The 10,439-nt window shown below is 40.7% G+C and carries 11 protein-coding genes; 2 read left to right on the top strand and 9 right to left on the bottom strand.

Features of this window, described 5'->3' with window-relative positions; translation table 11 throughout:
- The first annotated feature begins 181 nt into the window (after nt 1-181).
- Entirely contained in the window at nt 182-1,663 is a 1,482-nt protein-coding gene (locus QNK26_RS17660; protein ID WP_319225347.1) for a glutathione synthase, read from the top strand.
- 70 nt (nt 1,664-1,733) lie between these two features.
- On the opposite strand, the gene QNK26_RS17655 is transcribed toward QNK26_RS17660, so the two are convergent.
- From QNK26_RS17655 to QNK26_RS17640, 4 genes are all read right to left on the bottom strand, one after another.
- Nucleotides 1,734-2,066: a hypothetical protein gene (locus QNK26_RS17655; RefSeq protein WP_319225346.1), complete on the bottom strand. Its 333-nt coding sequence runs from the start codon at nt 2,064-2,066 to the stop codon at nt 1,734-1,736.
- A 137-nt stretch (nt 2,067-2,203) separates the two neighbouring features.
- The gene (locus QNK26_RS17650) at nt 2,204-2,830 is read right to left on the bottom strand and encodes a hypothetical protein (protein ID WP_319225344.1); all 627 of its coding nucleotides are present in this window, start codon (nt 2,828-2,830) and stop codon (nt 2,204-2,206) included.
- Nucleotides 2,831-2,931: 101 nt separating this feature from the next.
- Nucleotides 2,932-4,305, bottom strand: coding sequence for a GGDEF domain-containing protein (locus QNK26_RS17645; protein ID WP_319225342.1), 1,374 nt, complete (start codon nt 4,303-4,305; stop codon nt 2,932-2,934).
- 346 nt (nt 4,306-4,651) lie between these two features.
- Nucleotides 4,652-5,857, bottom strand: a complete 1,206-nt coding sequence (locus QNK26_RS17640; RefSeq protein WP_319225341.1) for a C45 family peptidase — start codon at nt 5,855-5,857, stop codon at nt 4,652-4,654.
- A 128-nt stretch (nt 5,858-5,985) separates the two neighbouring features.
- On the opposite strand from QNK26_RS17640, the gene QNK26_RS17635 reads away from it, so the two are divergent.
- On the top strand, nt 5,986-6,387 hold the full coding sequence (locus tag QNK26_RS17635; RefSeq protein ID WP_319225340.1) for an XRE family transcriptional regulator: 402 nt from the start codon (nt 5,986-5,988) through the stop codon (nt 6,385-6,387).
- A gap of 148 nt (nt 6,388-6,535) precedes the next feature.
- On the opposite strand, the gene QNK26_RS17630 is transcribed toward QNK26_RS17635, so the two are convergent.
- The 5 genes from QNK26_RS17630 to QNK26_RS17610 all read right to left on the bottom strand — a co-directional run bounded on the left by QNK26_RS17630 (nt 6,536) and on the right by QNK26_RS17610 (nt 10,399).
- On the bottom strand, nt 6,536-6,739 hold the full coding sequence (locus QNK26_RS17630; protein WP_319225339.1) for a YaeP family protein: 204 nt from the start codon (nt 6,737-6,739) through the stop codon (nt 6,536-6,538).
- A gap of 131 nt (nt 6,740-6,870) precedes the next feature.
- Nucleotides 6,871-7,797, bottom strand: a complete 927-nt coding sequence (gene lpxL / locus QNK26_RS17625; protein ID WP_319225338.1) for an LpxL/LpxP family Kdo(2)-lipid IV(A) lauroyl/palmitoleoyl acyltransferase — start codon at nt 7,795-7,797, stop codon at nt 6,871-6,873.
- 260 nt (nt 7,798-8,057) lie between these two features.
- Complete coding sequence (locus tag QNK26_RS17620) at nt 8,058-8,543, bottom strand: VOC family protein (RefSeq protein WP_319225336.1); 486 nt, start codon at nt 8,541-8,543, stop codon at nt 8,058-8,060.
- A gap of 265 nt (nt 8,544-8,808) precedes the next feature.
- Nucleotides 8,809-9,291 (bottom strand): hypothetical protein, encoded by a 483-nt coding sequence (locus tag QNK26_RS17615; protein WP_319225334.1) that lies wholly within the window; start codon nt 9,289-9,291, stop codon nt 8,809-8,811.
- A 409-nt stretch (nt 9,292-9,700) separates the two neighbouring features.
- Nucleotides 9,701-10,399, bottom strand: a complete 699-nt coding sequence (locus QNK26_RS17610) for a GntR family transcriptional regulator (protein ID WP_319225333.1) — start codon at nt 10,397-10,399, stop codon at nt 9,701-9,703.
- Nucleotides 10,400-10,439: the final 40 nt, after the last annotated feature.

Below are 10,439 nucleotides of genomic sequence, written 5' to 3'. Positions count from 1 at the left end.
GATGTAAATAAAATAAACAAAGTTGGTAATTTTTTGCATCTTTGGTGTATGACAGCGTCAGGCTATAAGTACCGTAAATAATGAGTACCGTAAGTCGATTAACTTGAGACTCCGTAACTATGTTATCTGAATGGCAAAATCACCCAAGCGCAAAAACAGTAACCCCTTTATTGGAGCAGAAATGAATAGCAAAGCAAGCTCAATGATCCCACAACACGTAATTGAAGACGCCACTGAATGGGCAATCATGCATGGCGTCGCATTTCGTCAAGCAGACAACACTGCAAGACACTGCCCTTTTAGCATTGCGCCAATGACAATGAAGCGTGAAGTGTATGAACACTTGCGTAAAGTAACACCGCTGATCACCAAGCTAATCAGCAACCTGTCTGAAGACCATGATTACCTGCAATCATCATTACAAGACATGGCCAAAGCCGACCCGTTTTTCGGTCGCTTATTAGCACTTCATCAGCAAGCACACGGCGATAAAGGCCAACGCCTTACCCCGGCACGCAAGCCATTACTGTTAATGCGCACCGATTTTATGGATGACCGTCAACACGGCGCGAAAGTCATCGAGTTTAATGGTATTGCGGCTGGCATGGCCCCCTTTGGCCAACGAGCGACAGAGTTTCACGCCTTTTTGGCAAACCAATGGCCTGCCGTTTATCGTAAATGGTCTGAAACGAGCTCGGTAAATAGCCCCGCTACACCAGCAGAGAATCAAGGCCTCGAACAACTCGCTTACGGTATTACTCAAGCAGCTAAAAAAATCCAAGCGACATTTACGACCGACATGCCCCAATCTAAGCCAACCTTCTTGATGGTGATCCAAGCCAATGAGGATAATGTTTACGACCAGCACTTACTTGAGATCGCATTACAGAAAAATGGCTTGCGCACAGTCAGACGGACGTTTGAGCAGCTCAGTACCCAGCTTGCCACTGGCGACAACCAACGCTTAATGTTAGAGGGCGTCGGCGCTATCGATGTAGTCTATCTACGCGCTGGCTACCAATATTCAGACTACTATTCTCCAGAGCGGAATGAATCGGTATGTTGCCAGACGTTAAGCCAGACAAGACTGTTTATCGAACAACATAATGTAGCGGTGAATGCCACTATCAGTCAGCAGTTGGCGACCAGTAAAACCATACAGATGCGACTCACAATAATGCCAGCCCAAGAGTATCTTCGCTGGGGACTAACGTTAGCAGAAGCACGACTGGTCAAAAGTGTGCTTGCGGATATGAAACCGGTGGATAAAAACACTATCAATTGGTTTAACAACCATGCAGACAAACAAGAGTGGGTATTAAAGAATCAAGGTGAAGGTGGCGGTCACTGCATTTTTGGTGAAGATATTAGCGAGAAATTAAATCAACTTGTACCAGCAGAATATGACGCATGGGCGTTAATGTTGCGTTTGTATCCTCATGAACGCGAGACGCCAACAATAGCAGTGCGCGATGGAGTACAAATTCAAATAAACGATTTGGTCAGTGAAATAGGTCTGTTTACCGCGTATTACAATGGTGAGCCGGTGACGGCATCGGAGGGCTACGCTGGTTATTTGATTCGCAGCAAACCTGCGAGTGAGAATGAGGGCGGGATCCACAGTGGTAAAGGAATTTTAGATTCCCTTTCGCTGATTGATTAAATCTAAGACTCATCATTAAGTGAAGTTGATGAGCCATATGCTTAGCCAAGCAATGCAACAACTGGTGACGCTATGAAATAGTGTCGTCACTGCATCCGACGCTTTTAGCGTGAGCATTTAACAGGTTAATACGTCTCTGTTCCTGCATTACCGCGGTAGGACCGTACAACGCATAGAAGCCTTTGGTGGTCTTAATTGTGGCTATATTTGTATCAATTGCCGATAACTCCTGATCAATCCAGCTACATTCCTCAGTGATAGCCGCTGTAGCAACTGGGGTTGGTCTGGCGTCTAAAAGCTGGCTATACTGTTTCTCGCTATTAGCACACCCTGAAGTGGCAGACACCAGTATTGCAATGGGAACAATTTTTAAACATAGTGTATTAATTATAGAATTTGACATATCAAGGCCCTCAATAACATAACGTGAAAGGTATTTTTCGCTGTTATGATCTATTTGTTTCAAACCAAGTATAGAAGTTAAAAATAGAATGATGCATTGAACGGCAAAGAAGAGCTTAAAAAGTTGTTGTCGAAATATTAAAACAAATACTTAACCAACTTAGTCGGACTCACATCATCAACACCAAGCGTTAAATACACTGTTTCAGTTGGCGCTTCAGCATACGCTTGTTGCTCGCCATGTTGGTTGAATGAGAGTTCGATTTTAGCATCAAAAAGTCGCATTTCATTAAGCTGAATTCGGTCGCCAATAAAATAAGAATCTAAGTGTTGGATGGTTTGGTTATCAAGGTCTTGCTCAAACAAGCCAACATAAGTGAATACCCCGCTACCTTGATTACTGACACTAAATGGCGCGACAAAATACATGCGATTGTCAGCAGTGATCGGGCCTAAAGTATTAATGCGCATATAGTCGAGTAATACCTCACCACGCTCTTCATCGATTTGATAATTACCCTGCGCTTTACCTTCTTGCGTCCCTAAGCCAATTATCGACGTCAGTTTAACGCCTGCATCTGTATCCGTATTGATATCGGGCAGATTAATAACAAAATCACTGCTGGTCTTCATGCTAAATAACGTCAATATCACTTCAGAATGATAACCAGCTACCTTGCTAGTGTTATCACCCATATAACGAGTGACATTCACTAATGCCAACACACTGACACAAGCCAATGCGATATAAATTAATTTTTTCATTGTTAACCCCTTCCTTCGATTTATCTATAGCCATAATACAATGAAAACCAGCAAAGAGGCATACAGACTCATTTTGTCTTGTTCGAAGCGGTTAACTCTTTCTATTTTCGTCCTTGTTTACTCGCATCTTTTTGTTTCAGCATTTCAAGATCAGACTTAGTAATTGCACTTTCAAAGTCTTCGCTATTAGTAAACTCACAATATCCCGGATCAACGGAAACACCACTTTCAATAAAGGGGAGTTTACTCTGTGATTGCAATCTCAGCACTGCGGCTATTTTGTCAAACACGAGATACGCAGCCGACTCATTACACCCCTTAAGCACAACGACAAATTCATCGCCGCCCATGCGTATAATGTAATCCTCTTTTCTGATACAAGACTTAGCCGCATCACAAATCATCTTAATCGCGATATCACCGTAGTCATGGCCAAATTTGTCATTAATCATTTTGATTTTATTGCCATCAAGGTAGATAACAGTGCCGCCACCATTCAACATACCTTCTTTCATTAGCGCTAATTCAATGAAGTCACGATTGTAAACACCCGTCAATTTATCGGTAATTGAGCGAACTGTTTTTTCTCTAATGAGTGCATTTTTTAAGTTTAGGTGTAATAACATATAGAAAATGATCGCCAAAAATAGCCAGCAAACAATAAACAACGGAATGATACTTTGAATTGGCGCAAGCAGTGCGTGCCTTTCAGTTATAAGGTAACCAAACTTACTTTCGTGAAAAAAAACAACATCCGTATTTCGATTGAAAATTGATGTGTAGTCATCAGAATAAAGCTCAATATACTTAAACGGTTTATCCTCAAATACCATCGAAAAAGGGGCTAAGTCGACGCTAAACGCGCTCATATCTTCTAACGACATATGAAGCATAATGTAAAACGATGTGCCTTTGAGTCGTTTCATTATAATAACGCTTGGCTTATCATCTATTAATGTATTGTGTACGTTAGAATAATGAACCTCATCAGTATTCTCACCGCAAGAGTCTGTTTCGATACAGCGTTCTTTTTTAAATGTCTTTTGTAACGTTTCGTCAGAAAAATCCATTAACGCGATAAGTTCATTACTATCAATACTACGCACGAAAGGACGGATCTTACTATCATTCAGCTTTTTTAAAATTCTCAAATCTAAAGAATTCATAAAATTAAGCACCTGTACTCCCTGCTCTGTTTCACCTTCCAAAGCATGATGCAGAAATCGACCATCGTTATTATCACGTGTCGAATTTATTTTATGGGCATTAACATCCCACAAGTCAGTGACTAGGTTAAGGATATAACCGTAGTTATCAAAATTAGCATTGACCTCATTCACTCGGCTGGTAAAAGAAGAATGTGATCTGTGAAAGTATTTATTATAATTAATCGCGGCATAAAGACTGACAAATACGAGACTTATAAAAATAGAAATAAGCACACTATAAGTTAGTTTGTTCACATTCTTTGTCATTCTCTCACTCCAACAAAATAAAAAATTCAGCTATACATAAGCAAGTTAAATCCATAATCGTAAGACATCTACTTCTTGGTGAGATAACACTATTTAACCAAGCGAGATCAGGGTAATAATTATCTCTGAAAAACCATGCCTAGGCTTAACCCCTTATATAAGCTGGAATTATTACATACTCGATATTTTCAGATTGATATAAACAGGTAAAATGGCTTATTTCAGGTGTATTTACTAGGTATGCTTTGTTCATCAAATCGACAAATCACAAAAAACAAGATCAAAAAAGCCCCCAATAATGGAGGCTTCTGTCAATTAGCTACTACAGATTATTGAAATGAAATTATTATTTTTCGTTAAAACATACTTCTTGGAAGTTATTCCATTCACCCACACCCGGTGCAACTTCCATACAGCCTTTTTTGGTATCCATTACCGCGGTTAACGTGGTAATAAAGTCCGACCCGTATGCTGCATGCTGAGCAATTGGTTTGGTATTAAGCACATATTTTGCGGCATCAATATTACCCTCTGGGGTATTATCAATAAATTGCTGCGCAAACTCCGCACGCCATTCAGTATAAGCGGTTGCGATTGTACGCTGTTTACTTTTCTCAGCCATCCCTACAGATTCTGCGAAAGCTTGCATAACGCCTGCTTTTTCAGAGTGGTTAGCATGGCCAACGCCAGCTGCACGCTTAATCACGTAATTGCCTTCTTTTAGCATTTCAACGCCGACCGAACCACCTTGGCTATCTGCGAAATTAAAGTGTGATGCCACCACCGTTCTATGCTTTTCTAGGATTTTCACCGCTTCATCCACGGATTTAGCATGTCGAACGATATAGTTTTGTAACGCGCCGAGTTCTATCGCCATCGGCGAGTCTAGACCAACGCCTTTAGAGTCGGTGCCTTGAAAGTTGATCACTACCCCTAAGTCTTTGCCTAGTGTTTGTCCTGAACCATAGAAACCTGACGCCATGACTTGGATAAAATCATCCGCTTGTAAAACCCAATAATTACCACCAGATAAGGATGGGGTATCGTTCACCTGCCCTACCACACCCGTACCATCGAAACTAATGGTAGTACAACCTTTCAACGACGCCGTCACCGCAGAAGCTAATGCTGCATCCAGTTGACTTAAGGTAAGCATCTCTTCGACCGAGACGCCGCCAACTTTTGCCAAGGCTTCGACAATAACAAAGTACTCAGGGTTTAACTGACGAGAATTATCTAGCACCTGTTTTGATTGTTTTTCAAACTGAGTAAAATCAACACCCGCAAGCTGATAAACATGTTTGGCATCTTTAATACCACGTCGAACCTGCTCACCAATCTGCGCCTCAAATACCTTTGCGTAATTAGCGGCTGGTACACCTCTAATATCGACTATCGGCATGCTGGTTTGCTGAACAAAATGCTCTGGCGCGTAATATGGTTGCTGTACATTCAAGCCTGCTACAGGCTCTAATGAAATAGCGCTAGCCGCCCCAGATAACATCGATAGTCCTACTGTCGCAGCAATAACCGTACGTTTAAAAGTTAGCATAATTCAGTCCTCATTAATTGATCGCTTGGGGATTCCCCCTAAGCGTTGAAGCCATACTATCGAAACATTTGTCCATTATTCGGATGAAATGCTATGCTAAATTCCAGATATCCGGAAAGGCACAAATTATGGCAGAGATAAAAACAGAGGGCTTTGAGTTCTTCGGCGTAGCAGAACGGGAGTTTCGCATGATGGTGATTGAGCGCATCGAAACCATGGTGGTACATTCAAAGTTGTCTAAGAATACCCTGGCGCAAAAAGCCAATCTTGGCCGCTCGTCATTTTATGAAAAGATGGATCGTGAAGGACGCAGTCATTTTACCTTGCTGGATATTTTCCGCATTGCCAAAGCACTTGATATCAGTATCCTGCAAATATTCCCGATGACGGAACTGGAGCGACTGCATGGCGGGCAACTGCCTCTCTCAGCAAGTACCTTACATTTTCTCGATCAAATGCTTGCGGCACCAAAAGAAGACATTGAATTTCTCAGTGAAATTTATAAAAACCTTAAAAAACGTGATCAGTAGCATATCGGGCTGAGTGTAAGAACAACAGGCTGTAGCCCAGTTCTTGTATTGGTAGTTACTTTTGGCATTAAAAAAGGGGGTGAAAGCAATCCAACTTTATGCTGTTCTACCATATTAGGACTGCTTGTTTAAGCTATGAAAATAAGGACTAATCTTCAAAGTCTGAAATAAGTAAATTCGCTGCAGCAAAGGCCGCATTATCACGAACTTCTTCAGGCAAGGATTCATCACTGGCAACATCGTTTAGCGCTTTAAGCGCACAGCTAATCGCTTTTGGAATATAACCCTGATCACCACTGCCAATTAATGAATACAGTTCACGGATTTTGTCACAACACTGATAAACGTTCATGGTAATACCTTATTAAAAGAATCTGTTTAAAACATAGATGGGGCTATTTTAGCCTTGCAATAATTTAATGTCGAGATCAAAAAAGCCCCCAATGAGGAGGCCTGCTCAATGAGCTACGACAATCACGACCGTTATTTATATACAGAAGGCGAATCTTGATCTGGGCGGGTTTTAAATCGTCGGTGTAGCCACATGTATTGAGCTCGATCTTTATTAATTATCTGTTCGATAATAGCATTGCCTCGCTTGGTATCCTCAACTTCATCTTTACTCGGAAAATCATCTAGCGGCGGTAATATTTCGATGGTGTAGCCCTTATCATCGGTATTACGTACTACGCTAAATGGCAGCACTTTTGCCTTGCCAAGCCGAGCTAAGGTGCTTGCGCCAGTGATTGTTGCGGCATCAGGCATCGCGAAGAAGGGAATAAAGGTTGCGCTTGAACGCCCGAAATCTTGATCGGCCGTATACCAGATCACATCCAGATTGCGCAGACAGCGAACCATCTGACGAAGATCGCGCTTAGGAACAAGTCCTTTATTCGATCTAAGACGACCCTTCACCTGCATATACTCCATTGCGGGGTTTTTATGTGGGCGATAAACACCGACGCCGGGGTGGAACTGGCCAAATATTCTGGCACCCATCTCAAGAGGTAAACAGTGTACAGCAAACAAGATCACGCCATGACCATCGCTGAGCGTCTGTTCGATATGCTCTTGACCTTTAATTGTCATATGGCGCTGAACTTTCTCGTCAGACCACCACCAGGCATTAACGATATCGAAGATAGCCTTGCCGATCTCCTCAACGTTTCGCTCCAGTAATTGTGCTTGCTCTGCCTCGGGCATATCAGGAAAACAGAGTTCTAAATTACGCTTAGCGATATGCACGCGACGGCTAATAAGCTTTTTCGTTAAACGGCCGATAGTAGCCCCGATCTTCATCTGCTTATCTAAAGGCAGCAGCTGAGTTAAACGAGCCAAGCCAGCACCAAACCAGAGCAACCAGAACTTTGGATGAAACAGTTGATTTGAAAATTGAGCTTTTTTTATCATGGCGACCTCGAAAAACAGTGAATGTGAAAGTATATCCACTCGTCACATCATCTAAAACATATAAACAGGGAAAATTACCATTCTTTACCCTAAAGAGTGATTTTAACTGTAGTGGTATAAATTTATTTTGCCACAGACTAAGAGCCTAATACCCTTGGCTATTACGAATATTATGTCAGATCAAAAAAGCCTCTAACTAGGGAGGCTTTTTCAACGAACCTTAATAATTAACCACGACATCAGTTCATTATAAATTCAGTTTATTCGTACTCAGAAGAATACGTTTCTGAGTATGTATGTGAGTAAAGTTCAAAAAGGTTACCAAACGGGTCTTCTAAGTAGACCATTTTATAAGGACGGTTCTCGTCTTCCGGATGGTAGCGCATCGTTTCCATTCTTGTTTTACCACCATATTGTCTCACCTTCTCAATAACACCGTCGAAATCATCTGTTTCTAAACAGTAATGGAAGATACCAATTTTAGTGAAATCAACTTTATGTTTTTCTTCGCGGTCTTTCATTTCAAACAGTTCAAAGCCAACACCATCTTCAGTCACAAGGTGAGCAATATTAAAGCCTTTAAAACCCTCGCCAAATACGGCAATACACATAGCGCCAATTGCAGTTTGCTTCTCTTCGATAACGGCAGACTTGCCCATGACAGTTTTAAGACCTAATGCTTTAGTATAAAACTCAACAGCTTTATCCATGTCGCCAACCATAATTCCTACATGACTCATCTTCATAATGTTCTCACTTTTGCGTTGTTAGTTGCTTGTCTGTTTTGATGTGATGAGTATAGGTAGAAGGAATAATTAAGTAAAATTATCAATTTTTATGTTTTTGATAATTTTTTGTAATGGTAAATCGAAGGGCAATTTTGCACTAAATTGGGGATTCAGTTTTTCATTAAGCAACGCCTTATTAATTAGCGCGTAAGCTGATGTTGTTTTTACAGTCATTATTTTGCAATAATAATGACTGTCGTTATGCATCCAATTAAATAACGCTTTACACCAGTTGCTTATTCCACTCAGGTTTGTATTTACCTACCAGCAATACTTCAAGTTTTTTAGCGACATCTGCTGCAGACTCATTTCCACCAGTAACTAAAATATCGATTTGCAATTGGTCATTATGTAAATTCATTTTTTGTCCCGAACCATGTTTCCTAGCACTATCACTTTTTCTTCGGTAGTCACTTAAACGTTTTCTAAAGCCGCCATTAGAAGACTCAAGGGCCCTACCAATATAAACAACGCGCCCGCCTAACTTAGCACGGTATAACCCCACGGATTTGTTGTAGGGGGTAAAATTAGCATTAGACAATATTCCGATGGGTTTCCAGCAACCTTCCCATTGCGAAATAGATTTACCGCCAATGACTGCATTCTTATTTTTCTGATATAGGCGTTCCTTAGCGTTAACCGTATTAGCCTTTGCAGCATTTCCTATATGTTTTGCAACCTTTTCAGCAACATTCCAAAATCCCATTTTATCTCCTTATGCTTACTGAAGTTCAACATTTAAATAACAGGCTGCTTCGACTTTCAAAATCTATCCATCCTAATCAATAGCAACTAATTAGATGAATAATATAAAACACTAATCTGACATTTAAATCTATTCTGAAAAGTGTGCAGTCCTGTTAATTATTTTTTAAGCCCTGTTAATTATCAACAAAACTTAATATGCGAATGATTCTATTGTCATTTTAATTTATGGCAAGAAAAAACTACCCTTTAGAGGTAAATCTAAACAGTACTTATATAATGGCGGTGTTAAACAGCGAGTATAAGTAGTCAACGGGGCTTCAACTCCCCGCATGAATAAAAACTCTGGGGAACGCGCGCAACAAAGACGTGCAACTAATTGCAGGAATTAATTTAAGTACGTAAACAACTCAGCGTTTTACATAATGCTTGTAGGAGTAGGTGTTCGGCTTAAAACTAGTTTTAGTATATTCAAATATCCGCCCATCTTTTAGCTTGCCAGTAGAAAGTAAGCGCAGAATAGGGATCTTGGGTAAGACGTCCAAAATTTCGCAAATGTGCTTATCCGGCATGATCGCTTCAAAGTCTTGTATTGCACCATCAATTTCAAACCCCAATTCACTCTCCAAGTAGTGATACTTAGAACCTTGCAATGACATGATATTCATTTGTGGGAACATAGCGACTGGCATATAAGAATCTTCATACATAGCAGGGACGCTATTAATAATTTTAAAACGACGAATAAAGTATACCTTGTCATCTTTGGCTATATCCAGAGCTTTAGCGACCTCTTCATCTGGATTAATAAGCGTAAACTCTGCCACTTGGTATTCTAAATTAACACCATATTCGGTCATGTATTCGATCGTACTTCTCAAGTTCAACATTGACCCCGTCATAGTCTTGCCTATTACTGACGATCCCGCACCTTGTCTTTTCTCTACTAAACCTAATTTAACCAGCTCATCGACTGCTTTACGGATCGTGATACGACTGACGGAGTAATATTCAATCAGTTCTTTTTCTGTCGATAAAGTATCGCCAATATTAAATTCGTCTGAGTCGATGCGGGATTTAAGATCCTGCATCACTTTTTTATACAGCATTTAACTACCTCTCTTAGGCTTGAAATCTATCTCAATGAAA

It is taken from the genome of Moritella sp., assembly GCF_033791185.1.
In the GTDB taxonomy this organism is placed as follows: domain Bacteria; phylum Pseudomonadota; class Gammaproteobacteria; order Enterobacterales; family Moritellaceae; genus Moritella.
This window is presented reverse-complemented; position numbering and strand designations above follow the sequence as displayed.

What these genes read in the sequence shown, in the direction of transcription:
- QNK26_RS17655 (WP_319225346.1), bottom strand. Translation starts at nt 2,066, where the DNA reads ATGTCAAATTCTATAATTAATACACTATGTTTAAAAATTGTTCCCATT.
- QNK26_RS17610 (WP_319225333.1), bottom strand. Translation starts at nt 10,399, where the DNA reads ATGCTGTATAAAAAAGTGATGCAGGATCTTAAATCCCGCATCGACTCA.
- QNK26_RS17635 (WP_319225340.1), top strand. Translation starts at nt 5,986, where the DNA reads ATGGCAGAGATAAAAACAGAGGGCTTTGAGTTCTTCGGCGTAGCAGAA.
- QNK26_RS17620 (WP_319225336.1), bottom strand. Translation starts at nt 8,543, where the DNA reads ATGAAGATGAGTCATGTAGGAATTATGGTTGGCGACATGGATAAAGCT.
- QNK26_RS17630 (WP_319225339.1), bottom strand. Translation starts at nt 6,739, where the DNA reads ATGAACGTTTATCAGTGTTGTGACAAAATCCGTGAACTGTATTCATTA.
- QNK26_RS17645 (WP_319225342.1), bottom strand. Translation starts at nt 4,305, where the DNA reads ATGACAAAGAATGTGAACAAACTAACTTATAGTGTGCTTATTTCTATT.
- QNK26_RS17650 (WP_319225344.1), bottom strand. Translation starts at nt 2,830, where the DNA reads ATGAAAAAATTAATTTATATCGCATTGGCTTGTGTCAGTGTGTTGGCA.
- QNK26_RS17615 (WP_319225334.1), bottom strand. Translation starts at nt 9,291, where the DNA reads ATGGGATTTTGGAATGTTGCTGAAAAGGTTGCAAAACATATAGGAAAT.
- QNK26_RS17640 (WP_319225341.1), bottom strand. Translation starts at nt 5,857, where the DNA reads ATGCTAACTTTTAAACGTACGGTTATTGCTGCGACAGTAGGACTATCG.
- QNK26_RS17660 (WP_319225347.1), top strand. Translation starts at nt 182, where the DNA reads ATGAATAGCAAAGCAAGCTCAATGATCCCACAACACGTAATTGAAGAC.
- lpxL (WP_319225338.1), bottom strand. Translation starts at nt 7,797, where the DNA reads ATGATAAAAAAAGCTCAATTTTCAAATCAACTGTTTCATCCAAAGTTC.